Below are 21,093 nucleotides of genomic sequence, written 5' to 3'. Positions count from 1 at the left end.
GCGCCCTGACGGGATCTCCGAAGGTGTCAGCGGCGACCGGATCGGCATCTTGGCCGGCGTCGGCCGCGTCCCCTGGCTAGCGGGCCTTGACGGTGGTCGGCAGGCTGCTCAAGCCGTGGATGTTCGGGTGGTGCACGCGCACGGGTGTGCCTACGCCGTAGTCCTCGTGTACGGCGGCGACCAACTCCTCCAGCACGATACGGGCTTCGAGGCGGGCCAGGCTCGCTCCGAGGCAGAAGTGCGGGCCTGTCCCGAACGCCAACGTGCGGGAGGTGTCGCGGTCGAGGTCGAACATCTCCGGGTTCGGGAAGACGCGCGGGTCGTGGTTGGCGGCAGCGAAGATCAGCAGTAGCCGGGAGCCGGCCGGGACCACGGTGTCATGCCACTCCACATCGCTGGTGACGAGCCGTGCCGTCATCTGGCCTGAGGAGTCGCAACGGAGCGTCTCCTCCACCCAATCGCCGATCCGGCCGGGCTGAAAGGCGATGCGCCGCTGGCCGGGATGGACGGCTGCCTGGTACCAGGCGTTGCCGAGGATCTTCGTGGTGGACTCGTTGCCGGCCACGCCGAGCAGCAGCAACACCGCGCCGATGTCCTGGTCGGACAGCCGCTGCCCGTCGATCTCTGCGGCGATGAGGGCAGACACCATGTCGTCGCCCGGGCGGGCGCGGCGATCGGCGATGAGCTGCCCGTAGTAGGTCATGAGCTGGATCGTCGCTGCGACGGAGGAGCCCGGGATGCCGGAGGGCCCGAGCTTCCCAGCCGATCCTGGGCCCGGGCAACGGCCCCGAGGGTCAGCCGCAGCCCGGCGGGCCAGAGCGGTGAACCGTAGACGCCGGCCGGTGCACGGCCCCAGGGCGACTCGCGCGTAAGGGCGACAACCTGAACGAGCGTCCCGCCGCGCGAGAACCGCCGCACGAAGCGGGCTCTGCGTTGTGATCACGTGGGGGGAAAGGGTTGGACGAGGTCGCGGGCGGCCTGGTAGCTTGCAGCCGACCGCGACACCGTCCGAGGAGGTGAGACCCATGAACGTATCCATGGTGGGTGCTCCCCCTGTCGTCACGGTCGGGCGATTGACGTAGGTGTCGCCGGGAGCGCCTATATGACAAGGCACTCCCGAAAGGCAACACCCGTGCACTCTCTGCAGTTCACCGCCGAGTCGTCGTCGAACGGCATGCTCGAACGTGACTTCACCGTGGGCGACGTCCCCGGTGTCATCTGGTCGCCGGCCTCCGATGCGCCGATCGCGCGCCCTTGGTCCTGATGGCCCACGGCGGCGGCAACCACAAGAAACACCCGGCGATGTCCGGCCGCGCCCAGCGCCTCGTGACCGGCTGCGGCTTCCATGTCGCCGTCATCGACGCGCCCGGTCACGGCGACCGGCCGCGCACGGCGCACGACGAGGCGGAGATCGCCGAGTTGTTCCGGGCGAGGGCGGCGGGCGAGCCGGAAGGCCCGATCGTCGTGCGCTACAACGACCACCTGGCGGAGCTCGCCGTGCCCGAGTACCAGGCGACCCTGGATGCCCTCCAGGAACTCCCGGAGATCGGCACCGACGGGCCGGTCGGTTTCTGGGGCATCAACATGGGCACCGCCATCGGCATACCGTTCGTGGCGATCGAACCCAGGATCACCGCCGCGGTCTTCGGTCAGCACTGGCCTGATGTCCTGGCCGAGAAGGCGAAGCAGATCACCATCCCGATCGAGTTCGACATGCAGTGGGACGACGAGCACATCTCGCGTGAGGAGGGTCTCGCGCTGTTCGACGCCTTCGCCTCGAAGGAGAAGTCGTTGCACGTGAACTCGGGCAAGCACAAGGAACTGCCTCGGTTCGAGGTCGACAGCGCGGTCCGGTTCTTCGCCCGGCACCTTGGCGGAGAGGTCACCGCGTCGGCCTGACCTGAGCGGTCGCGGCGTCCGGCTTGCGGCCGGGCGCCTCCACCGCGGCCCCGGGTTCTGGCTGCGTATCCATCCGCGTAGTTGGAGTCCCGCCACGTAGCCGCCTTGGTCCCGCGTCGGCGCGGTAGGCGCGGTTCGCCCGCGAGGAGTACGCCTGGCCGCATCCGCGGCCGCCGCCGGGTTCGCCGTGGTGCGCTCACGGCGGCATCCGGCAGGCGCGATCGACCTCGGGCTAATCCCGGCCGCGTCAGACCATGGCGAGGTACGCGGCGAGCTCGTCGGAGGAGTCAGTGGAGATGCCGACATATCCGTCCGGCCGGATGAGGGTGTGCCGTACCCCGCCGTACGGGTCGGCCGGCACGTACGCCCGTACCCGAGGCCCGTCCGGCACCCTGGGCGCGGGATCCGGCGAGAGCAGCGTGAAGTGCGGGCCGCGCAGCAGGTCGAACATGCGCGCCCGGCTGCCGTCGGCCAGGCGCAGCGGCCCGTCGGGCACCCGGTCCCCGCCGCTGCGGGCCAGCGCCGCGCCCCGGTAGCCAACCTGCAGCTGGTAGGTCTCCTCGTCGCGCTTGAAGGTCTTCTTGTCGAGCAGGTCGGTGCTGAGGCCGAGGACGCGGGCCGCGATCGGGCGGCGTTCCTCCTCATAGGTGTCCAGCAGCGACCGCGGCGCCCCGCCCAGGACGCGCGCGAGTTTCCAGCCCAGGTTGTACGCGTCCTGCACGCCGGTGTTGAGGCCCTGCCCGCCCGCGGGCGAGTGCACGTGGACGGCGTCCCCGGCCAGGAAGACCCGGCCGTCCCGGTACCTGTCCGCCAGCCGGATGTTCACCCGGTAGAGCGAGGACCACAGCACCTCGGTGACGCGCGTCCCGCGCAGCATCGACCGCTCGGCGAAGATCCTTTGGAAGCCGGACAGTGTCAGGTCCGGGGTCACGCCCGGCCTGAGCGGGGCGAGCAGCTGGAACGTGTCGGTGCCGGCCATCGGGTACAGCGCGACCATACCCCTGCCCGGCCGGACCCAGACGTGGATGTGGTGCCGGTCGAGCCCCTCGACGCGTACGTCGCCCAGCGCCATGCGCTCCTCCTCGCGGGTCTCGCCGGCGAACCCGACACCGAGCGCCTTGCGCACGAAACTCCTGCCGCCGTCGGCCGCGACCAGGTAGTCGGCTCGCACGGCTCCCCCCGTGCGCAGCGTGGCCGTCACCCCTCCCGCGTCCTGCTCGAAGCCGGTCAGCTCCGCGCCGTACTCCACCTTCCCGCCCAGCTCCGCCAGCCGTTCGCGCAGGACCCGCTCGGTGCGCCACTGCGGATGCATCACCACCATCGGGTACGGCACGGCGTCCGTCGCCGTGGCCCGCTTGTGCATGCGCCCCTGGTACACCGGCACCGGGCCGACCCGCACCCGCAGCGGCGGGTAGACCGTCGCGGACGCCAGCACGCGGTCGATCACGCCGAGATCGTCGAAGATCTCCTGCGTGCGGGGCTGCAGCCCCTTGCCCTTGGAACCGAGCGAGGGCTCCGGCGCCCGTTCCACGACGCGGTGGCCGATCCCGCGCCTGGCCAGCTCCACCGCGAGCGTGAGCCCCGTGGGGCCGCTGCCGACGATGAGCACGTTCGTCTTCTCCGTCATGCCCCGACCGTGCCAGGGCGCGCTGCCATATCCCTGTCACCGCCCTGCCGGCGGGTGGCCAGGTGGCGTGGTCACGGCAGGATCGAGTCGACGTAGCCGCCGTCGGCGCGGATGGCGCCGCCCGTGGTGGCGGAGGCGTGATCCGAGCTGAGGTAGACGACCATGTTGCCGACCTCGGACGGCTCGATCAGCCGCTGGATGAGGGAGCTCGGGCGGTGCTCGCGCATGAACCGCCGCTGCGCCTCGTCCCAGGGCAGGTCGTCGCCGACGAGGTCCTCGACGAAGATCTCGACGCCCGGCGTGTGCGTGGGACCGACGATGACCGAGTTGACGGTGACGCCGCTCCCCGCGGCGGCCTTGGCGAAGCCGCGCGTGACCGCCAGCAGCGCGGTCTTGGTCATGCCGTAGTGCACCATCTCGACGGGGATGACCACCGCCGAGTCGCTCGCGATGTTGAGCACCCTCCCCCAGCCGCGCTCCATCATGCCGGGCAGGTAGGTGCGGGTGAGGCGGACGGCCGACAGGACGTTGACCTCGAAGTAGCGGCGCCACTCGTCGTCGTCGATCTCCAGCACGGGCCTGGCGCCGAAGATGCCGAGGTTGTTGACGAGGATGTCCACGTCGGGCACCCGGCCGAGGAGCCCGGCCGCGCCGTCCGCGGTCGCCAGGTCGGCGGCCACGGCGGTCACGTCCGCGTCCGGCAGCCGGCCGGTGATGGTGGCGGCCGCCCGCTCGGTCTTCTCCTGGCCGCGCCCGTTCACGACGACGGCGGCGCCGGCGCGGGCCAGCTCGGTGGCGATGGCCAGGCCGATGCCCTGGCTGGATCCGGAGACCAGGGCCCGGCGGCCCGACAGATCGATGTTCATCGGTTGCGTCCTTTCCGGGTCGTCTTTCGACCGACCGGCGTAGGACGTGCCCAGAGATGGGCGGTGAATGTCGGATCCGATGGGGTCAACCGAGTGTGCAGGTCACCTGCGGCGGGGTGTTGACGCTGCCGTTCCAGCTCGCGATGAAGCCGAACGTGGCCGACGCGCCGGCCGCCAGGGCGCCGTTGTAGCCCGCGTCGCGGGCGGTGACGGCGGCTCCGCTCTGGGTGAGCGTGGTGTTCCACGACTGGCTGACCCGCTGGCCGTCGACGAAGGTGAAGGTCGCCGTCCAGGCGGCCGACGCGGCCGGGGATTCGTTCCTGACCGTGACCTCGGCCTGGAAGGAGCCGCCCCACTGGGAGATCAGCCGGTAGGTGGCGGCGCATCGTCCCCCGGTCGGTGAAGGCGACGGCGAGGGGCTGGGTGAGGGCGAGGACGAAGGGATCACGCCGTCCAGGACCCGCGCGAGCGCCGGGTACCAGCGGTCGGCCATCTTCTGGAAGCCGGTGTCGTTGGGGTGCACCCCGTCGCCGGTGTCGGTGGCCGTGTCGAAGCCGGTCCACTGGTCCACGACGACGATCGGCGACCGGGTGGTGGTGAGGCCGGCCGCCCAGCCCGGGATCGCCTTGTCCAGCGCCGTCACGTCGGCCGCGCAGGTGGTGCAGCCGGACGGGTTCATGGGGATGATCTGCGCCACGATGATCTTCATGTCGGGGTTGTTCGCCCGCATCTGGCCGACCAGCTTCGTGTACGCGGCCAGGACGGTGGAGGTGGGGAGGTAGCCGCCCCACATGTCGTTGGTGCCCAGGTGCATGAGGACGATGTCCGGTCTGGCCGCGTCCAGCCATGGTGGGAGCTGGTTCTGGTCGGCGATGCCGGTGGCGGCGTACCCGCCGTGGCCCTCGTTGTCGCCGTCGTAGGAGTAGCCGTAACCGCAGCCGCCGTCGGGGACGCTGCCGACGAAGTCGATGTTCGTGTATCCGGCCGTCTGCAGACGGTGCCAGAGCATGGCGCGCCAGCAGCCGGGCCCCGCGGTGATGGAGTCGCCGAGCGGCATGATGCGGACGGGCGCCGCCGCGGAAAGGGCGCGTACGCCGGCCGCCGGAGGCGCGTACAGGCCGGCGCCGAGGGTGAGTGCCGCGAGGAGGGCGGCCAGGGCGGCGTACAGGTGGGATCTGCGAAGCATGGCTCACTCCCGATGGACCCGGCCGGGCCCGCCGGATCGCGGCGGGCCCGGCCGGAAGCCGGTTCTAGGACGGTTCTGTCTAGGACAGGGGGTTCTGGGTGAGCAGGTGTGCCTTGAAGCCCGCGCCGTAGGTGCTGGTGGGGGTTCCGTTGTAGTCCTCGATGAGCACGTTGCCCTGGCTGCAGCCCCACGGGTTCCACGTCCAGGCCGTGTATCCGACGCCGTGCGCGTCGGCCCACGCCATGACCTGGTCGATGTAGTCGTGGGCGCAGGAGTTTTGGCCGATCTCGCCGGCGTGCACCGGCACCTGCGCGGCGACGGCGCCGACCTGGCTGTCCCAGCAGGAGACGTTGGAGCAGGTGTTGAAGTTGTAGGTGTGCCAGGCGGCCATGAGGTTGCCGGCCGGGTCGGACGGCTTGTAGGTGAGCCACTGGCTGAGGTCGTTGGACCAGGCCAGGCCACCGAGCATGATCACGTTGGTGGCTCCGGTGGCACGCACCGTGTCCACCAGTGACTGCATGCCGGCCACCTGGTAGCCGATGCCGGTGCAGGTGCCGCCGTCGCGCCAGCAGGTCCATCCCGCGGTCGCGTTCCAGTTGGCGGCGGCGTCCGGGTACGGCTCGTTGAACAGGTCGAAGACGACCGCGTTGTTGCCCTTGAAGGCGGTGGCCACGCCCTTCCAGAACGTCGGCGCGTACTGCGCGTCGGGCATCGGCTTCTGGCAGGTCGCCGTGGTGTCGGAGCAGCCGGCGCCCTGGCCGGTGTACTGGCCGTAGTTCCAGTGCATCTCCACGATCGGCGTGATGCCGTTGGCGACGAGCAGGTTCACGTAGTCCTTGACGTTCTGCTGGTACGTGGCGCCGCTGGGTGTGCCGTTGGTGCCGTTCCAGCACTCCTCGTTCAGCGGGATGCGGACCGCGTGGATGTTCCAGGCCTTCATCGCGTCGACCGACGCCTGGTCCACGGGACCGCTGTCCCACATGCCCTTGCCCTGGACGCAGGCGAACTCGCCGCTCGCCCGGTTGACGCCCAGCAGCCGGTACGTGGCGCCGGCGGAGGTGACCAGCCGGTTGCCGGAGACGCGCAGGGCGGGCGCCGCGCCGCCGGTGACGGCGTCGTTGTCGGCCTCGGTGGCGTTGACGGTGACGGAGGTCAGGCCGGAGGAGGCGACGCTGATCGGCCGGGTGCCGTTGGTGCTGTCGGCGTCCTCCGCGGCGCCGAGCGTCACGGTCTGCGGGGTGCTCCAGTTGGCGGCGGTGAAGGTGAGGCCGGCGCCGCCGGTCACGGTGATGTCGCCGTCGCCGGTGCCCGCGGTGCTGGTGACGGTCACGTTGCCGGACGGCTGGGACTGCAGGCGCACCGTGTAGGCGCCGGTTCTGCCCTCCGGCACGCTCACGCTGGTGGGCGAGACCACCAGGGCCTGCTGCGTCCCTCCGGAGCCGGTGCCGGTGCACGACACGGTCGGGGACGTGTTGGCGCCGGTGTAGGTGCCGTTGAAGCCGACGGTCCAGGTCGCGCCGGTGCCCTTGGCGGCGTTGTACGACTCCGGCTTGACGGTGACGGCCGCACCCGCGGGAGTGGGTGCGGCCGGGGTCGGCACGCCGCCCCACATCTGGGTGATCACCTGGTTGCCGGGGAAGTCGAAGCTCAGGGCCCAGGTGGTCAGCGGGTCGCCGGTGTTGGTCACCGTGATGGAGGCACCGAAACCGGTGCCGTTGTCCCAGCTCTTGGCGTAGGTGGCCGAACACGCCACGGCGGCGTCGGCGGCGGTCTGGACGGTGGCGAGTCCTGATCCGGCGAGCAGCACGGCAGCTGCTGCCATCAAGGGTCTGCGCCACGGGTTCCGGGGCATGTGCATGAGGGTTCTCCGTGACGGCATCGGCCCTCCAAAGGGGGGTGGGAGCGCTCCCAAACGATCTGCCCCTTTGCGGAGCCTCCGCAAGCCGGCTCCGGTGGCCTCCGGGCCGGCATCCATGCCGACCTCGGAGGACACCGTCGGCGCCGCTGAAACTTTCACCCCTCTCAGGTCATCGGTCGCCCGCCGCCGCCCGGCTGGACGACCACGATCGGGATCCGCCTCGACGTCTTGCGCTGGTAGGCCGTGTACTGCGGCCAGAGCCCGGTCATCGTCTCCCAGAGGCGGTCCCGTTCGTCCTCGGCCGCCGGACGGGCCACCGCGTCGAACACCTCGGCGCCGACCTGCACCGTCACCCGTGGCTCGGCGAGCACGTTGTGGAACCAGAGCGGATGGACGTCGGCGCCGCCGTTGGAGGCGACCAGGAGGTAGCGGCCGGCGTCACGCCCGTAGATGAGGGCGGTGCGGCGTGGGAGCCCCGAGCGGCGGCCGATCGTGGTGATCAGCAGGGTGGGCGCGCCGTGGAAGAGGTGACCGCGGGCGCCGCCGGACTCGGCGTAGCTCCTGACATGCCGGGCCACCCACCCGGTCGGGCTGTCGATCGGCTCCCGGCTCATCGGGCCGCCCCGCCCACGTGCCGGTCGGACCACGCGCGGGCCTGCGCGAACCAGCGGGGCGCGGTGCGGTGGCCGTTGAGCACGTGCCCGGCGCCGGGGATCACGACGGTCTCCAGCTCGGCGCGGGGACCGTAGAAGGGGGCCTCCTGGGCGTGCAGCGCGGCGGACGTACGGGCTCCGGCCAGCAGCCGGTCGTGCTCGCCGTTGACGATCAGTACGGGGACCTGGATGCCCTTGTTGATCGAGGGCGGGGTGTAGGAGTCGCCGGGCGGGAAGACGTCGGTCGTCTTGGCGGCCTCGTCGGCGGCGATGACCTCGGGGTCGGCGTCGGGCCGGTGGTAGAACCAGGTGGCCCGCAGGCCGGGCCGGGTGGTGAGGTAACCGTCGTCGAGCCCGCGCCCGGCGAAGCGGGGATCGTCGGCGGCGCGGTAAATGCCCGCGCCCATCTGCTCGAAGGCGGCTGTGTCGGGCATGCTCGACTCGCCGGTCAGGATGACGCCGTCCATCTCCGCCGGGTGCCGGGCGGCCAGAATGCGGGCGAGTGTCGAGCCCAGCGAGTGCCCGACCAGGACGACCTTGGCGAACCGGCGGCCGCCCAACCGGCCCTCGCGCAGCTGCCGGATGAGCTGGCGGAGGACGATCTCGTGGGTGTCCTGCCGGAAGCGGGCGCTCGGCGGGTAGGAGCTCGCACCGGTGCCGAGCCGGTCGATGGCCAGCGTGGCGTATCCGGCGGCGGTCATCGTCTCCACGTACGAAGGCCGCCGCTGGTCGCCGCGCATCCGCCAGTACGCCTGGCCGTAGAAGCCGCCGGGGATGAGCAACTGGACGGTGGTGGCATGGCCGCGCGGGAGGCACAGGGTGCCGGCCAGGCGCTGGTCGGCGGGGCCGTCGGCGGTCATCGCCACCTTGGCGTCGATGGATCGGCAGACGGGGGCGGCGTTCGCGGTCGCGGGCGCCGAGGCGACGGGGATCGAGGCGAGCGCCAGAAGCACCGCGGTGGTGATGCGCATAGAACTCCTTCGGATGTAGCCAAATTTGGTTAACCAAATTTGGGTATCGCACTATGGCGCACCCACGTCCCCACCGTCAAACCGGTTCCCTACCGTTCAGGTCGGCCGTTCCAGCCGCCTTGCCGTCCCGGTCAGGCGGGCTTCTCGCCCCGTTCCAGCCGTCCGATCAGCTCACGGGTCCACGAGGCGTCACCCTCGGCCTGCGCGGCGCGCAGCGCGAACAGCTCCGCCACATGCCCTGGGCGCTCGCCCTCACCGGCCGTGGCCACGATCCGCGCCCGTTCGTCCTCCAGAGCGCGTACCCGCTCCCTGAGCAGCGCGATCACTTCCTCCACGGGCAGCGCGGGCAGCATGACCAGGGCCGCGCCCAGCAGTTCCGGGCGTCTGTCGGGCACGCGCAGGGCGGCTCTGAGCAGCTGGAGGAACTCCGCCTCGCCCTTCTCGTTGATGGCGTAGTCGACGCGGCCCGGCCAGTCGTGCACCTCGCTCGCGTCCAGCAGCCCCTCCTTGGCCAGCTGGCGCAGGGCGTGGTAGATCGAGCCGGACCTGAGCCCGGCCCACCTCTCCGTCTCCCATGACTCCAGCTCGGAGCCCACCAGGTAGCCGTGCGCCCGGTCGTGCTGCCGCACCACGCCGAGAACCAGCAGTCGCGTCGCCGACATCGTCTCCCTCACTCGCCGGGGTACCTGGCATCCCGGACCAGGTTAGCCCGCACGCTCGGTATGAGCCGGTCGGCGGGCGATCAGGCCGGCCGAGGAACCCCCGTCCGGGGCCCTCCGCCGGCAGGGCCGCGAACACCTGGTCGGACTCGATCACCGGTAACATCTGCTGAGAGTCCCACGGCGCCCGTGCCACCGCCGAGTTCGGAGTTCCGGCAGTTGCTTTTCGACGTCACCCGCAGCGAACTCGCCGACATCTTCGGCGACGACCGGCTCGCGACCCTGCCCGCCACCGCCTTCCCGCCCTCCACCGCGGACCTCGAGGGCGCCCGCCTCCTGCAGACCGTCGGCGTCCCCACCGGGACGCTCTGGCTGCGCGAGCCTGACGAGGACTCCGGTCGGCTGCCCCTCGTCCAGGACGTCGTCTACACCGAGGACCTCGAGGGCGCCCCGGGGGACGCGGGCGAATGGCCCGTCATCGGCTGGCTGCTCAACGCCCACCTCGCCCTCGACCCCGGCTCCGGCAAGGTGCACGCCTTCGACCCCGACGAGGAGACCGTGCAGGAGCTCCACACGGACGTCTCCTCCCTCGTCCAGGTCACCTTCCGGCTCCAGCGCCTGCTCGAGGAGTTCACCTTCAGCGGCGGCGACGAGGAGGCCGGCTTCGATCGCTTGGAGCGCGAGATCGAGCGTATCCGTCAGGAGACGAGCAGCATCGACCCGCTCCCCTTCCAGGACGACGAGACCCTCTGGTCGGTGGTCGGCGACGAGATCGCCGCGGGCCAGCGCTTCAAGGGCACCAGCCCGGGAGCCCGCTCGCTCTACGGGTGATGCCGACGAAGGCGAGGAAGTGCTCAGCCTTTCGCGCGTGGAGCTCTCCTGCGGTGCACGGCTGTCGCCGCCCCGAGGGCGAGGGCGGCGTACCCGCAGGCCACGGCCAGACCCGCCCATGGCGCGAGCGGGTAATAGCCCCCGAGCAGCGACCGGTCCACGTCCACATGCGCGAACGTGGGGACGCTCTGCGTGATCGCGAACCCGGCGGCGGGGGTGATCGTCAGCAGCCATGGCGCCAGCCCCGCGGTCGCCAGCAGGTACGGGGCGACGACCAGCGCGATGGCCAGCCCGATGGCGACGACGCCCCGCTCGACCAGCGCGGCGAGGCCCAGGGCCAGCACGGCGGCGGCTGCCGTCAGCGCCGCGTAGCCGACGATCACCCGCAGCTCGGTGCCGGGAGTGATCGGCTGGACCGGGTTCTGATGGGCACGCAACATCGCCAGGCCGACAGGGACCACGACCCCCGAGGCCACCAGCCCCGCCACGAACGCGACCGCGCCGACCACCGTGGCCTTGGCCGCCAGCAGCCGCGCCGGCCGCGGCTCGGCCGGCGGGCCGGCCCCGATCGGCCCGCGCCGGTGTTCCGCCGTGAAGAACGTGACCCCCGCCACGAGCACCGGGATCAGCCCCAGGGCCCCGCCGATCAGCATGAGGTCAGCGCGCACACCGCCCTCCACCGTGGCGGGCCCGATGTCGCCACCCCCGGTCACGACGAGCTTGTCACCGGACTCGACGACCCCGCCCGGGTGATGCGGGGTCCTGCCGTCGGACTCCAGGGAGACGCCGACGTCGTCGCGGCGCCACGAACCGTTCGCGCCCTGCACTTTGATCTGGTCGAAGGTGGCGGTGGCCTGGGCGAAGGCTCGCGCCGTCTCCCACAAGGCTCCCGGTGAGGTGGCGAACAGCCCGATCTCGACCGTCTCCGGAAGCCCGGTCAGCTTGACCGCGCCGATCGCGGTCCACGTCCTGCCGTCGTCCGACTCGTAGCCGGTGATGGTGTCGCCCGACCTGGTCAGCCGCAGCCACTGCGGGCCGTTGTGCGGGCCGCCGGGCACGTCGTGGGTGAAGTTGTACTGCATCCGCACGCCGTGCTCTCCGGTGAGCATGACGGCGGCATACGGTGTGCCCTGCTTGAGGCTCTGCCTGACGAGGAGCCCGGCCTTCGCCCACGGCACCACCCCCTCCTTGATGTTGCGCACCCCGGGTACGGCGTCCGGCAGCCGGATCTGCCCCGTCATGTCCGACACACGGGCGGTGAGGCTGCCGTTCCCCTTGAGCGGCTGGTGCACGAAGTAGTACTTGTCCCTAACCGCGGTGCCATCGGGACCCACCAGCGGCGCGGGGCAGGGGCCCTCGCCCTTCCCCGTCACGCAGCTGCTGCGCACGCCCCCGGCGATCAGCAGGCCGAGCGACACGGTGACCAGTACGGAGGCCGCCATGGCGAGCGCCCAGCCGCGCGAGGTACGGAACGTGGTCCACTGCTCGTGCAGCAACCGGGGGAAGCCGTCCCGCCCGTCCCGCCGGGCGGATCGGTGAGGCGTACCGGAAGGGGTCACCGTGACACCTCCGTGGACGTCGCGGCACGGTGTGCCGGCACCTCGATCCGATCCGCCGCATATTGCTTGCGCGGCCCGGCGACGATGATCCCCGGGTTGGTAGATGGACTCATGCCGACGGTTGTACGCGGCCTCCGGTTCCATCCGGGTCGCAACGGCTGCGACCTGGCTGAGACCCGGGATCTGGCATCGTTGAACCATGGCACCTCGACCGGGCCGCCGCGCCCGCACGATGACCGGCGGTGAGCGGCGGTGAGGGTCCTCGTCGTCGAGGACTTCGAGGTCCTCGCCCGCTCCATCGGAACGGGGCTGCGCCGCGAGGGCATGGCCGTCGACGTCGTCCTGGACGGAACCGCCGCCCTCGACCGCCTGGCCGCCACCCGCTACGACGTGGTGATCCTCGACCGCGACCTGCCCGGCGTCCACGGGGACGAGATCTGCCGGCGGCTCGCCCACGGCCGCTGTGAGACCCGCGTCCTGATGCTCACCGCCTCCGGCACGATCGAGGACCGCGTCGACGACTACCTGCCCAAGCCGTTCGCGTTCGCCGAACTGGTCGCCCGCGTCCGTGCCCTGGCCCGCCGCGCCGCCCCGCCGCTCCCGCCCACCCTGGCATGCGGGGACATCACCCTCGATCCGGCCCGCCGTAACGCGTCCCGGGCGGGCCGGCGCCTTGACCTGAGCCCCCGCGAGTTCGCCCTGCTCGAATGCCTGCTCGCCGTACCCGGCCTGGTCATCTCGGCCGAGGAGCTGCTCGAACGCGTCTGGGACGAGGCCGCCGACCCCTTCAGCAGCGCCGTCAAGCACACCATGCACCGGCTGCGGGCCAAGCTCGGCGACCCTCCTGTGATCGAGACCGTCCGCGAAGCCGGCTACCGGCTCGGTCCGTAGTGCTCCGGCCTTCAGCCGGGGTGCAGCGGAGCGCGTCAACGCGTAGGACCGCCATGACCCCTCAGACGCTCGCCAGAAGGTCCCTGCAGACGCGGCTGGCGCTCGCCTACGCGGCGGGCATCTACGCCGCCGGAGTCCTCGTGCTCGTCCTCGTCGGCGTCCCGCTCGTCAGCATCGATGCGGCCGCACCCGAAGGCGGGCCCCCATCGAGCGCGATGCACCAGGCCGGGCCCGGGATCGGCCTGCCCCAACTCCTCATGGGCTCCGCCGTCGCCCTGGTCATCCTGATTCCCGTCGCCCTGGCTCTCGGCTGGCTCGTCGCCGGCCGGTTCCTGCGCCCGCTGCGCGCCATCACCGCCACCGCCAAGAGCATCTCCGCCGGCGACCTCCACCGGCGACTCGCTCTCGGCGAGCCCGCCGACGAGCTGACCGAACTCGGCCACACCCTCGACGACCTGTTCGCCCGCCTGCAAGCCTCCTTCGACGCCCAACGCCACTTCGTCGCCAACGCCTCCCACGAGCTGCTCACCCCACTGGCCGGCCTGCGCACCCTCCTCGAGGTCGCCCTCGCCGACCCCGACGCCGGCGCCGACACCCTGCGCTCGGTCTGCCAGGAGGCCCTCGCTCTCGGCGGGCACCAGGAGCGGCTCGTCCAGGCACTGCTCGCTCTGGCCACCAGCGAGCGCGGCGTCACCCGCCGGGACACCCTCGACCTCGCCCAGGTCGTCGAAGGGGTGCTCGCCACCCGCCGCGACCAAGCCACTAAAAAGGGCATCGACCTCGCCGGACACCTGGCGCCCGCAGTGACGGCCGGAGACCCGAGACTGATCGAAAGCCTCGTCGCCAACCTCGTCGACAACGCCATCCGCCACAACCACGCAGGCGGGCATGTCGAGGTCACCACTCAGACCTCCGGCACGGAGGCGACTCTCACGGTCACCAACAGCGGGCCGGCCGTCCCCGGCGACCAGATCCGGCGCCTCTTTCAACCCTTCCAGAAACTCGCACCGGAGCGTCACGGCCACCACGAGGGCTACGGCCTCGGTCTCGCCATCGTCAGCGCCGTCACGCAGGCCCACCACGCCACCCTCATCACCGGTGCACGCCCTGAAGGCGGCCTGTCTGTCACCGTGCGGTTCGCGCACGCCTCCCCTCCGAATGACCTCTGACGTCAGGGGACGGCTTCTCGATTTTCACGACAGCCCGGCCCTTTACATTGTAGATCACTGTCGCCGTTGATCCCGTGAGCCATGACCTCACCTCAGTGACGCGAGCGACGTCCGACGGCCTCACTCGTCTCGATAGAAGAGACAAAAGCGACATATGGGCATATAGAGGGTAAACTGCCAGGGCGTTTACCTCTCCCTGGAGAAAACCGATGCACCAGATTGTTCACGTGCGACCGGTCGACGACGCGGTGGGGCATGAGATGTCCCCGCAGTGCGTGTGCGGCCCCGTGAGTCAGGAAGTCAGCCTGAAGCTGAGCGGAGAGGCCGTCGGCACCATCTACCGGCACCACCCCCTCAGCCCCTGTCACGAATGGGAGGCCTCCGCCGCCTAGCCCCGGGACGAAAGCCTCATGGCCGTCCGCGCGGGCGCAGCGCGCTGACGACGATCGTGATGGCCGAGGTGACGATGACCAGGTCGAACACCGTCTGCACGATGACCGCCGCCTTCGCCGCCTGGCCGACGGGAACGATGTCGCCGTACCCGATCGTGCCCAGCGTCACCACCGCGAAGTACAGCGCGTCCAGCCTGGTGCGGATCCCGGCGAACTGATCGGCCATCACCACGTACGTGGCCGCGAAGAAGACCACCACCACGTTGACGCCGGTCAGCAGCATCGTGACCTGCTCCACCAGGAGCCGTTCCGGGCGCAGCGCCCGCTGCACCTGCCGCGTGAGCAGCCAGGTCAGGATGGCCAGACCCGCCAGGGACGCGAAGGAGCGCCACTGGAACAGGCCGCCTCCCGCCCCCGGCCCCGCCTGCGGCAGTGGCACGACGAAGTAGAGGCCGGTGACGACCGCGATGGCGCCCGCCGTCCGCGTCCATGCCAGCATGCGGGCTCCGTAAGGGGACATGCGGTCAACGTTCCGCGGTCGCCCGGCGCGCAACGTGGGACACGGTATGGAATCGCCCAAGAATGTCGGGGATCTTCTCCGTCTCGGAGGTGACGCCCCGTCGCCCCGCAGGCGGACGACGGCAGGCGCCCCCGACTTCTAACGTCAGCGGCATGTTCAACGACCAGGTGACATTTCGCCGCGTGGCGGCCGGCACCGTCCTCATCGTGGCCCCGCTGCTCCAGGCCGTGGCCGTCGTCGTCGATCCCGGCACCTGGGGCGACGACAGGGAGGCCGTCAGCTACGGCGACAACCCCGCGCTCGCGCAGACCGAATCGGCGCTGTACCACTGGAGCTGGATGCTGATGGCCGTCGCGGCCCTCGGGCTGGCCCATCTCACCCGGCGCAAGGCGACCAGGCTCGGCCACATCGCGGGCGCGGCGACGGTCATCGGGTACATCTCCACCTCCGCGCTGCTGATGAGCGACCCGGTCGAGTGGTGGCTGGGCCGGCACTACCCGCCGGAGCAGGCGCAGAAGATCCTCGACGAGATGCTGAACCTGCCCGGCGTCGTCATCGGCTTCCACATGCCGTGGATCTTCTTCGCGGTCCTCGGCCTGCCGCTGCTGACCGTGGCCGTGTGGCGGGCGGGCTTCGTCGGCTGGTGGGTGCCGCTGCTGGTGTTCGTCGGGTACGTCGCCTCCTTCCCCCTGGAGTACGGGCCCGTGACCGTGGCGTTCTGGGCCCTGCCGGTGATCGGCCTGGGCTGGACGGGGCTGAAGATCCTGCGCATGGGTGACGAGGCGTGGGCCGCCTACTACCCGTCCGCCGTCCACGACAGGACGGCCGTCCCGGCCCAGGGGTAGGCCGTCACGTGGGCAGGGGCCGGTCGTCCACCACGTGCTTCATCACGAGGGTGGAGTTGAGCCTCTGCACGCCGGGGAGCGCGGCCAGGACGTCGTCCTCCAGCTCCTGGTACGCGGTCAGGTCGGCGGTGACGATCCGCAGCAGGTAGTCGGGGTCGCCGAACAGCCGCTGCGCCTGCACCACCTCCGGCACCCGGGCGACGGCCGCCTCGAACCCCAGGAGCGTCTCGCGGTCCTCCTGGCGCATGGTGACGAACACCAGCGCCTGGAACGTCAGCCCGAGGGCCGCGGCGTCCACGATCGCCCGGTAGCCGCGGATCGTCCCGCCGCGTTCGAGCTCCCGGAGCCGGCGATGGCACGGCGACACGCTGAGGCCCACCCGCGCCGCCAGCTCGGTGACCGTCAGACGGCCGTCCTGCTGCAGCAGCGCAAGAATCTTCCGGTCGATCGCGTCCATGGAGCAGATCCTTCCACCAAGACGCCTCTGGCGGGCGAAAGTTGGAAGCCTCTTCGGCGTCACGAGCACTATTCTTCCCATATGACCAGCTAGCGGGGGGATTCTGCTCCATGGCCGCCAGTTCCGTGCTCGCCTTCTGGGCGGTCGCACTCCTGCTCATCGTCGTCCCGGGCGCCGACTGGGCGTTCACCATCGGCGCGGGGCTGCGCGGCCGCTCCGTGGGCCCGGCGGTGGGCGGGCTGGTCGTCGGCTACGCGGCCATCACCGTCGTCGTCGCGGCCGGCGTGGGCGCCCTGGTCGCCGGGAACCCGGTCATCCTCACCGGCCTCACCCTGGTGGGCGGCCTCTACCTGGTGTGGCACGGCGCCATGACCTTCGCCCGTCCCTCCACCCCCGCCTCCCCGCGGGAGGCCGCCGCCGGCACCGACCGGGCCGTCTTCCTGCGCGGCATCGGCGTCAGCGCGCTCAACCCCAAGGGCCTGCTGATCTTCCTCGCCCTGCTCCCGCAGTTCACGAACCTGCACGGCGCCTGGCCGGTGTCCGCGCAGATCGGCGTGCTCGGCCTGACCTTCATGATCACCTGCGGGCTGTTCTACCTCGGCGTGGGCCGGCTCACCCGGGTCGTCCTGCACGGCCGCCCCGCCGCCGCCCGCCTCATCAGCCGCCTGTCGGGAGCCGCCATGGCCGCCATCGGCGCCTGGCTCATCATCGACCACCTGCTGCGCTGACGGCGTACGGCGGAAACCTCGGCGCGCGGCGGGCAAGCGGCGAGCGAGCGGCCGACAAACCGCTTGCCGGAGGTCCGGGCCCCCGCACATGATCGGGTATGACGGTGACACGGGAGCTGCTCGCCTACTACGAGCAGGACAGGGAGCACGGCAGGCTGCGCGAGGGGCGCGGCCGGTGGGAGTTCTGGCGCACGCAGGACGTGCTGCGCCGGACACTGCCGCCGGCGCCGGCGCGCGTGCTGGACGTGGGCGGCGGAACCGGGGTGCACGCCGAGTGGCTGAGCGCCGACGGCTACGACGTGGAGTTGCTGGATCCGGTCCCCCTGCACGTCGAGCGCGCCGCGGAGTTGCGCGGGGTGAGCGCGCGGCTGGGCGACGCCCGGCATCTGCCGGTTCCGGACGCGAGCGTGGACGCGGTTCTGCTGCTGGGGCCGCTCTACCACCTTTCCGAGCGAACCGACCGGGTGCGGGCCCTGTCGGAGGCCCGGCGTGCCGTACGGCCTGGCGGCCTGGTGGCGGCCGCGACCATCAACCGTCACGCGGCCGTGCACGACACCGTCTACCTGGGCGACTACCTGGGCGAGCCTGAGCGGCAGGCGGCGCACGCCGCCGCGACCGACGGGATCATGCTCTCTCCCGGGCGCGGCTTCACCGCCTACTTCCACGATCCGGACGAGGTTCCGGGCGAGTTCGCCGACGCCGGGCTGCCCGAGGCCCGGCGGTACGGGCTGGAGGGCGCCTTCTGGCTCTACGGCGACATCGACGACTGGCTCGACGACCCGGAACGCCGCACGCTCCTCCTCGACGCCCAGCGCTCCATGGAGAGCGTGCCGTCGCTCCTCGGCGTCAGCGGCCACATGCTGACCGCCGCCTACCGGGACCGTCACATGTCAGCTTCTCGGCCGTGAACGACCGAGCTTGCAGCTCCTGGCCGTCGATGGCTTCGACGGGGTCTGGTCCGCGTCAGGCAGCGTGACTCACTGCCCAGTCCGTCACACCGCGTGCGGCGATGTTGCGGGCTGCGTTGACGTCGGCGTGCTCAGCGAAGCCGCACGACGTACAGCGGAAGGTTTCCTGGTTGGGCCGGTTGCGCTTGTCCACGTGCCCGCACGCCGAGCACCCCTGCGAGGTGTAGGCGGGGTCGACGTGGACGAGCGCGACCCCGGTGCGGGCAGCCTTGTAGGCGATGAATCGGCCGAGCTGGTGGAAGCTCCACGTGTGCAGCGTGACCCGCTGGGGCTTGCGAAGCCGTACCCGGTCCCGGATGCCGTGGAGGTCTTCCAGGGCGATGCCGTTCCCGGTGCGTTCTGCCTCGGTCACGATCTGCTTGGCGATGACATGGTTGGTGTTGGCGGCGAACCGTGCCTCGGCCCGGCGCCGTTTTTTCAGTAGCCGCTTGGCGGACTTGGTGCGCTTGGCCTGCAAGCGGCGGCGCAGCTCGCGCTGGCGGTGGCGGACAGCGTTCAACCCCTTGCCGCAGTGTCGGCTGCCGGTGCTGGTGGTGGCGATGTTGACGATGCCCAGATCCACCCCCAGGAAGGCGTCCGGGTCCTTGATGCGGGGGTCGGGCATGTCGCAGGTCGCGATCAGGAACCACATGCCGTCGCGGTAGAGGAGATCGGACTCGCCCTTGCGGTGTGCCGACAGGGTCTTGAGCTGTTCGGCGGAGGCGGTGAACCTCAGGTTCTTCAGCCTCCCGGTCACCGACCAGATCGACACCGTCCGCGCGGCGATCTGCCAGGACAGGCAGCGGTCGTCGAACGGCTGGGCGGCGTCGGCGCGGAAGGCGATCGACGTGGATTCGGCCCGTACCCGGCGGGCGGAGCCCACCTTGCCCAGGTTCCCGGCTCGGATATTGGCATGCAGGGTGGCGTAGGCGTCGGCGACCTTCTTGATGACGTGCTGCGCGGCCTGGGCGGCCAGCCCGTACCCGTCCTTGATCTGCGTGTAGGTGTGCTTGCGCAGGTCGTAGTTGCGAAACGTGCGCTGCTCATGGGCTTGGCGGGAGACATGGCAGGCGGCCGTGTTGACCGCGCGCAGGGTCGCCTCCAGCGCCGCACCCTGCTCGGGCGTCGGCAGGAGCTTCACCTGCACCACCAGCCTCATCATCGAACACATTATCGCTCGGTCCATGTCGCCGCGATGGGAATCCGATCCCGATATCCGCCGGGGGCGCACCGTCGTCTGCAGCCTTCACGCCCATGTGGTCTTCACCCCCATATACCGGCGGAACGTGTTCACCGACGAGATGCTGCGCCGCTGTGAAGCCATCATGATCGAGGTGTTCGACACCTTCGGCGCCGTCCTGGTCGAGTTCGACGGCGAGCACGATCATGTGCACCTGCTGGTCCGCTACCCGCCCAAAGTGGCCCTGTCGGTCCTGGTCGGGCGTGAACGCCCGGGGTTTCACGCCAGATTCCGCTGAACGGCCACCTGCCTCGTGGTCAGGGCTTCCTGAGCGTCGGTGATGCGGCCGATCATCGACGCCGCCAGGGCCGCGACGACGATCCACAGCGCGACGCTCCCCATGTCGGCCATGGCCACGACCGCCAGGCCCTCCAGATCGTCCAGGGACTCCACCTCGTCGGCCTGGCCGAGGACGCGGCTCGCCACGTAGGTCACCGACGAGGTGAGCACCCAGAGCGTCCACCAGGCGGTGATCACCCGGAGCCGGCGCGGCGGGGCGGCCGGCCGGGAGGCGGCCCAGATGTCGTCGACCAGCTGTTTGGGGTACCACCAGCAGACGATCGGCACCGCCCAGGCGAGGACCAGCCAGGGCCTGGGATGCCGGTGCCCGTCCGGCGCCAGCAGCTCGGCGTTCGACCGGACCCGGAAGAGCCAGACGAGGAACGCCACGGCGGCCACCACGAACGTCCCCGTCTGCACGAACGCCGAGCCGGTGTAGACGAGGTCGCTCGCGTCGAGCTCGGCGTCGCTGACCGAGTAGGGGTCGGTCAGCAGGCGGTCGATGACCGACACCTCCCACACGTCCGACGCGGCGGACGCCAGGCCCGCCAGGCAGTCGAGCGCGAGCGCGCCGAGAGCGAGGTTGGCCAGGCTGCGTACCGGCAGCAGCGGCAACGGTGGCTGCCATGCCGATGGCGACGATGGGGGGTACACGTCACGCCCTTCACAACGGATCCGATGGGACGACCCGCCAGTATCACCGGCACGGCGGGCCCCGCGGGAGGGCGTCTTCCACCCCGCACCCTTTTGTGATCAACTTGGGACTCCCCGGCCGCGCCCGCTCGCACCGTAGGAAAGCCTTAAGGAAGCCGTAAATGGGCTGCGCCAAGCTGAAGGCACATGAGGACGGCGGCCCTCACGGGGGCGCCGCGACGAAACGCGACACAGGGAGCAGAAGATGGCGAGCAGGCTGGTGGTCTCGGCGTTCCTTTCACTGGACGGCGTCATGCAGGGTCCCGGTGGCCCCGGCGAGGACGACTCCCACGACTTCCCGCACGGCGGATGGCTGCCCCCGCACGTGGACGAGGGCTTCGGCGAGATCATGGGCGAGCAGCTCGCCCGCGCGGACGGGATGCTCCTGGGCCGCCGGTCGTACGACATCCTCTCCTCGCACTGGCCGAACGTGCCCGACGAGGAGGGCGGCGCCGAGATCAACAGCATGCCCAAGTACGTCACCACGAGGTCGCCGATGGACGCCACGTGGCGCAACACCCGGGTGCTGGTGGGCGACGCCGCCCAGACGGTCGCCGACCTGAAGCGCGAGACCGACGGCGAGATCCTCGTCCAGGGCAGCAGCGACCTGCTGCGCACCCTGCAGCGGGCCGAGCTGGTGGACGAGTACCGCCTGCTGGTCTTCCCCGTCATCCTGGGCGAGGGGAAGCGCCTGTTCGCCGAGGGCACCGCCCCTGCCGGGCTGAAGCTCACCGGATCGAGGACCACGGGCGCCGGCGTCGTCTACGTCACCTACGACTGGGCGGGCAAGCCCTCGTACGGCTCCGTCGTCTGACGCGCACGC

The 21,093-nt window shown here is 71.0% G+C and carries 22 protein-coding genes and 1 pseudogene; 10 read left to right on the top strand and 13 right to left on the bottom strand.

The annotated features are described in order from the left end of the window. Positions 1-76: 76 nt before the first annotated feature. The gene (locus MTP10_RS31420; protein WP_310713835.1) at positions 77-703 is read right to left on the bottom strand and encodes a cytochrome P450; all 627 of its coding nucleotides are present in this window, start codon (positions 701-703) and stop codon (positions 77-79) included. Between the two features lie 429 nt (positions 704-1,132). On the opposite strand from MTP10_RS31420, the gene MTP10_RS31415 reads away from it, so the two are divergent. Together MTP10_RS31415 and MTP10_RS31410 are read left to right on the top strand one after the other, a co-directional pair. Continuing rightward, complete coding sequence (locus MTP10_RS31415) at positions 1,133-1,264, top strand: hypothetical protein (RefSeq protein WP_310713834.1); 132 nt, start codon at positions 1,133-1,135, stop codon at positions 1,262-1,264. Then, positions 1,255-1,899, top strand: a complete 645-nt coding sequence (locus tag MTP10_RS31410; RefSeq protein WP_310713832.1) for an alpha/beta hydrolase — start codon at positions 1,255-1,257, stop codon at positions 1,897-1,899. Before MTP10_RS31415 ends, MTP10_RS31410 begins: the two co-directional genes overlap by 10 nt. Before the next feature lie 247 nt (positions 1,900-2,146). Here the strand turns inward: MTP10_RS31410 and MTP10_RS31405 are convergent, their stop codons facing one another. The 7 genes from MTP10_RS31405 to MTP10_RS31375 all read right to left on the bottom strand — a co-directional run bounded on the left by MTP10_RS31405 (position 2,147) and on the right by MTP10_RS31375 (position 9,722). Continuing rightward, on the bottom strand, positions 2,147-3,526 hold the full coding sequence (locus MTP10_RS31405) for an FAD-dependent monooxygenase (protein ID WP_310713831.1): 1,380 nt from the start codon (positions 3,524-3,526) through the stop codon (positions 2,147-2,149). A 71-nt stretch (positions 3,527-3,597) separates the two neighbouring features. Then, a complete protein-coding gene (locus MTP10_RS31400) occupies positions 3,598-4,392 on the bottom strand; it encodes an SDR family oxidoreductase (protein WP_310713830.1) in 795 nt (264 codons plus the stop codon). A gap of 85 nt (positions 4,393-4,477) precedes the next feature. Then, the gene (locus MTP10_RS31395; RefSeq protein WP_310713829.1) at positions 4,478-5,578 is read right to left on the bottom strand and encodes a cellulose binding domain-containing protein; all 1,101 of its coding nucleotides are present in this window, start codon (positions 5,576-5,578) and stop codon (positions 4,478-4,480) included. Positions 5,579-5,657: 79 nt separating this feature from the next. Continuing rightward, positions 5,658-7,400, bottom strand: a complete 1,743-nt coding sequence (locus MTP10_RS31390; RefSeq protein ID WP_310713826.1) for a cellulase family glycosylhydrolase — start codon at positions 7,398-7,400, stop codon at positions 5,658-5,660. Between the two features lie 200 nt (positions 7,401-7,600). Next, entirely contained in the window at positions 7,601-8,050 is a 450-nt protein-coding gene (locus MTP10_RS31385; protein WP_310713824.1) for a nitroreductase family deazaflavin-dependent oxidoreductase, read from the bottom strand. After that, on the bottom strand, positions 8,047-9,060 hold the full coding sequence (locus tag MTP10_RS31380; protein WP_310713822.1) for an alpha/beta fold hydrolase: 1,014 nt from the start codon (positions 9,058-9,060) through the stop codon (positions 8,047-8,049). Before MTP10_RS31380 ends, MTP10_RS31385 begins: the two co-directional genes overlap by 4 nt. A 131-nt stretch (positions 9,061-9,191) precedes the next feature. Then, the gene (locus MTP10_RS31375) at positions 9,192-9,722 is read right to left on the bottom strand and encodes a PadR family transcriptional regulator (RefSeq protein ID WP_310713820.1); all 531 of its coding nucleotides are present in this window, start codon (positions 9,720-9,722) and stop codon (positions 9,192-9,194) included. A 216-nt stretch (positions 9,723-9,938) separates the two neighbouring features. Here MTP10_RS31375 and MTP10_RS31370 point away from each other — a divergent pair, with 216 nt between their 5' ends. Beyond that, positions 9,939-10,550, top strand: a complete 612-nt coding sequence (locus MTP10_RS31370) for an SUKH-4 family immunity protein (RefSeq protein ID WP_310713818.1) — start codon at positions 9,939-9,941, stop codon at positions 10,548-10,550. Between the two features lie 23 nt (positions 10,551-10,573). Here MTP10_RS31370 and MTP10_RS31365 read toward each other — a convergent pair whose 3' ends face one another. After that, positions 10,574-12,109, bottom strand: a complete 1,536-nt coding sequence (locus tag MTP10_RS31365; protein ID WP_310713816.1) for a hypothetical protein — start codon at positions 12,107-12,109, stop codon at positions 10,574-10,576. Positions 12,110-12,361: 252 nt separating this feature from the next. Here MTP10_RS31365 and MTP10_RS31360 point away from each other — a divergent pair, with 252 nt between their 5' ends. Both MTP10_RS31360 and MTP10_RS31355 read left to right on the top strand, forming a co-directional pair. Further along, complete coding sequence (locus MTP10_RS31360) at positions 12,362-13,000, top strand: response regulator transcription factor (protein ID WP_310713813.1); 639 nt, start codon at positions 12,362-12,364, stop codon at positions 12,998-13,000. A gap of 53 nt (positions 13,001-13,053) precedes the next feature. Further along, positions 13,054-14,169, top strand: a complete 1,116-nt coding sequence (locus tag MTP10_RS31355; RefSeq protein WP_310713811.1) for a HAMP domain-containing sensor histidine kinase — start codon at positions 13,054-13,056, stop codon at positions 14,167-14,169. A gap of 408 nt (positions 14,170-14,577) precedes the next feature. Here MTP10_RS31355 and MTP10_RS31350 read toward each other — a convergent pair whose 3' ends face one another. Next, positions 14,578-15,081, bottom strand: coding sequence for a potassium channel family protein (locus tag MTP10_RS31350; RefSeq protein ID WP_310713809.1), 504 nt, complete (start codon positions 15,079-15,081; stop codon positions 14,578-14,580). Positions 15,082-15,233: 152 nt separating this feature from the next. On the opposite strand from MTP10_RS31350, the gene MTP10_RS31345 reads away from it, so the two are divergent. Then, positions 15,234-15,926 (top strand): hypothetical protein, encoded by a 693-nt coding sequence (locus tag MTP10_RS31345; RefSeq protein WP_310713808.1) that lies wholly within the window; start codon positions 15,234-15,236, stop codon positions 15,924-15,926. 4 nt (positions 15,927-15,930) lie between these two features. On the opposite strand, the gene MTP10_RS31340 is transcribed toward MTP10_RS31345, so the two are convergent. Continuing rightward, positions 15,931-16,383 carry an Lrp/AsnC family transcriptional regulator gene (locus tag MTP10_RS31340; protein WP_310713806.1) on the bottom strand — a complete coding sequence of 151 codons (453 nt, stop codon included), beginning with the start codon at positions 16,381-16,383 and terminating at the stop codon, positions 15,931-15,933. A 110-nt stretch (positions 16,384-16,493) separates the two neighbouring features. Here MTP10_RS31340 and MTP10_RS31335 point away from each other — a divergent pair, with 110 nt between their 5' ends. Next, positions 16,494-17,111, top strand: coding sequence for a LysE family translocator (locus MTP10_RS31335; protein ID WP_310713805.1), 618 nt, complete (start codon positions 16,494-16,496; stop codon positions 17,109-17,111). 98 nt (positions 17,112-17,209) lie between these two features. Further along, complete coding sequence (locus MTP10_RS31330; protein WP_310713802.1) at positions 17,210-18,019, top strand: methyltransferase domain-containing protein; 810 nt, start codon at positions 17,210-17,212, stop codon at positions 18,017-18,019. A gap of 55 nt (positions 18,020-18,074) precedes the next feature. On the opposite strand, the gene MTP10_RS31325 is transcribed toward MTP10_RS31330, so the two are convergent. Next, positions 18,075-19,217, bottom strand: a complete 1,143-nt coding sequence (locus MTP10_RS31325; protein WP_397334537.1) for an RNA-guided endonuclease InsQ/TnpB family protein — start codon at positions 19,215-19,217, stop codon at positions 18,075-18,077. Between the two features lie 25 nt (positions 19,218-19,242). On the opposite strand from MTP10_RS31325, the pseudogene tnpA reads away from it, so the two are divergent. Continuing rightward, positions 19,243-19,497, top strand: a pseudogene (gene tnpA / locus MTP10_RS31320) (IS200/IS605 family transposase); the annotation flags it as partial. A gap of 20 nt (positions 19,498-19,517) precedes the next feature. Here the strand turns inward: tnpA and MTP10_RS31315 are convergent. Beyond that, entirely contained in the window at positions 19,518-20,192 is a 675-nt protein-coding gene (locus MTP10_RS31315; RefSeq protein WP_310713800.1) for a DUF4328 domain-containing protein, read from the bottom strand. A gap of 283 nt (positions 20,193-20,475) precedes the next feature. On the opposite strand from MTP10_RS31315, the gene MTP10_RS31310 reads away from it, so the two are divergent. Next, entirely contained in the window at positions 20,476-21,084 is a 609-nt protein-coding gene (locus MTP10_RS31310; RefSeq protein WP_310713798.1) for a dihydrofolate reductase family protein, read from the top strand. Positions 21,085-21,093: the final 9 nt, after the last annotated feature.

Origin of the sequence: Nonomuraea sp. 3-1Str, from assembly GCF_031570565.1 — a bacterium.
Taxonomy (GTDB): domain Bacteria; phylum Actinomycetota; class Actinomycetes; order Streptosporangiales; family Streptosporangiaceae; genus Nonomuraea.
This window is presented reverse-complemented; position numbering and strand designations above follow the sequence as displayed.

What these genes read in the sequence shown, in the direction of transcription:
- MTP10_RS31420 (WP_310713835.1), bottom strand. Translation starts at nt 703, where the DNA reads ATGACCTACTACGGGCAGCTCATCGCCGATCGCCGCGCCCGCCCGGGC.
- MTP10_RS31405 (WP_310713831.1), bottom strand. Translation starts at nt 3,526, where the DNA reads ATGACGGAGAAGACGAACGTGCTCATCGTCGGCAGCGGCCCCACGGGG.
- MTP10_RS31400 (WP_310713830.1), bottom strand. Translation starts at nt 4,392, where the DNA reads ATGAACATCGATCTGTCGGGCCGCCGGGCCCTGGTCTCCGGATCCAGC.
- MTP10_RS31395 (WP_310713829.1), bottom strand. Translation starts at nt 5,578, where the DNA reads ATGCTTCGCAGATCCCACCTGTACGCCGCCCTGGCCGCCCTCCTCGCG.
- MTP10_RS31390 (WP_310713826.1), bottom strand. Translation starts at nt 7,400, where the DNA reads ATGGCAGCAGCTGCCGTGCTGCTCGCCGGATCAGGACTCGCCACCGTC.
- MTP10_RS31385 (WP_310713824.1), bottom strand. Translation starts at nt 8,050, where the DNA reads ATGAGCCGGGAGCCGATCGACAGCCCGACCGGGTGGGTGGCCCGGCAT.
- MTP10_RS31380 (WP_310713822.1), bottom strand. Translation starts at nt 9,060, where the DNA reads ATGCGCATCACCACCGCGGTGCTTCTGGCGCTCGCCTCGATCCCCGTC.
- MTP10_RS31375 (WP_310713820.1), bottom strand. Translation starts at nt 9,722, where the DNA reads ATGTCGGCGACGCGACTGCTGGTTCTCGGCGTGGTGCGGCAGCACGAC.
- MTP10_RS31355 (WP_310713811.1), top strand. Translation starts at nt 13,054, where the DNA reads ATGACCCCTCAGACGCTCGCCAGAAGGTCCCTGCAGACGCGGCTGGCG.
- MTP10_RS31350 (WP_310713809.1), bottom strand. Translation starts at nt 15,081, where the DNA reads ATGTCCCCTTACGGAGCCCGCATGCTGGCATGGACGCGGACGGCGGGC.
- MTP10_RS31345 (WP_310713808.1), top strand. Translation starts at nt 15,234, where the DNA reads ATGTTCAACGACCAGGTGACATTTCGCCGCGTGGCGGCCGGCACCGTC.
- MTP10_RS31340 (WP_310713806.1), bottom strand. Translation starts at nt 16,383, where the DNA reads ATGGACGCGATCGACCGGAAGATTCTTGCGCTGCTGCAGCAGGACGGC.
- MTP10_RS31335 (WP_310713805.1), top strand. Translation starts at nt 16,494, where the DNA reads ATGGCCGCCAGTTCCGTGCTCGCCTTCTGGGCGGTCGCACTCCTGCTC.
- MTP10_RS31330 (WP_310713802.1), top strand. Translation starts at nt 17,210, where the DNA reads ATGACGGTGACACGGGAGCTGCTCGCCTACTACGAGCAGGACAGGGAG.
- MTP10_RS31325 (WP_397334537.1), bottom strand. Translation starts at nt 19,217, where the DNA reads ATGAGGCTGGTGGTGCAGGTGAAGCTCCTGCCGACGCCCGAGCAGGGT.
- MTP10_RS31310 (WP_310713798.1), top strand. Translation starts at nt 20,476, where the DNA reads ATGGCGAGCAGGCTGGTGGTCTCGGCGTTCCTTTCACTGGACGGCGTC.